Source organism: Halorubrum sp. SP3, from assembly GCF_005435195.1.
Lineage (GTDB): Archaea > Halobacteriota > Halobacteria > Halobacteriales > Haloferacaceae > Halorubrum > Halorubrum sodomense.
The window spans coordinates 1-745 of the sequence record NZ_SGTU01000189.1; the positions used below are offsets into that span (position 1 = coordinate 1).

Consider the following 745-nt stretch of genomic DNA (forward strand, 5'->3'; position numbering starts at 1 on the left):
CGTCGCCGCCGGAGCCGACCCACGGGGCCGGTCAGGCGTCGAAGTACGCCGCGGCGCCCTCGTGCAGCTCGATGGACATCCCGTCCTGAGCGCTGTCGGCGGAGATGAAGTCGGTCTTGATGCTCAACTCGCCGACGTTGTCGAAGATGGCGCCCGTCACGGTCTCGACGGTGTCGGCCGAGACGCCGGCGTGGGTGGCTATCATCGCCTGGACCGCGACGGTCTCGACGTCGCTGTCGATGCCCGTGTAGGTGCCGCCGGGGATCGTGTCGTCGGCGAACCACGAGGCGGCGTCCTTGACGGCCTGGCGGTTGTCCCCCTGGATCGGGACGATGTTGATGTCGTTCGTGGTCGCGAGCTCCTCGATGGCCCCGACCGGCCAGCCGCCGACGACGAACGCGGCGTCGATGTCCCCGTTCGCGAGCTGTTCGGAGGCCTGCGAGAAGCCGGCGTTCTGCTCGTTGTAGTCGCTGATGCCGACGGCCTCGAGGATCTGGTTCGCGTTGACCTGCGTCCCGGAGCCGAGGTCGCCCGTGTTGATCGTCGCGCCGCTGAGGTCGGAGAGCGACTCGATACCGGAGTCCGACAGGGTGACGACCGTGATCGTCTCGGGGTACAGCGTCGCGACGCCCTGCAGGTTCTCGACGGCGTTGCCCTCGAACGTGTCGATGCCCGTCCCGTTCTTCGCGAAGTAGGCGATGTCGTTCTGGATCAGCGCGAAGGTCGCCCCGAAGACGGCCATCCC

1 protein-coding gene is annotated in these 745 nt (G+C 67.9%); it reads right to left on the minus strand.

Translation table 11 applies throughout. From position 1 onward, the window contains the following. Window positions 1–31: 31 nt before the first annotated feature. The coding region (locus EXE42_RS16155; RefSeq protein WP_137706976.1) for a TAXI family TRAP transporter solute-binding subunit at window positions 32–745 on the minus strand (714 nt) is incomplete at its 5' end.